This is a genomic window from Vibrio sp. HI00D65, assembly GCF_001635455.1.
Classification (GTDB): domain Bacteria; phylum Pseudomonadota; class Gammaproteobacteria; order Enterobacterales; family Vibrionaceae; genus Vibrio.
Window position 1 is genome coordinate 1 of sequence record NZ_LWEH01000442.1, and the last position, 270, is coordinate 270.

Consider the following 270-nt stretch of genomic DNA (forward strand, 5'->3'; position numbering starts at 1 on the left):
CTGTTCTTTCACTGAGTTCTTCAAGCATGGTGCTTAAAGCATCTCCGAAATTACCCTCTTTTATCGTCAACCTAAAGGTTGTGAGCAACTCTCGTAATTGNGTATAGGCATCTGCTAAACCGTTGCCGATTTCCGATGCTATTTGTTCAGATTGCTCTCGATGTTGCTGTTCTGGCAATTTGCCAATCACGCGCTTCAACAAAGTCACTTGGATTTTCAAATACGACAGTGACTGAGCTAGCGAATCATGAAGCTCGCGGGCAATGGTTG

The 270-nt window shown here is 44.2% G+C and carries 1 protein-coding gene; it reads right to left on the reverse strand.

Annotation, left to right across the window (positions count from 1 at the left end):
• Nucleotides 1-270 (reverse strand): histidine kinase (locus tag A3712_RS21790; RefSeq protein ID WP_231891862.1); only part of this gene is annotated, 270 nt, incomplete at both ends.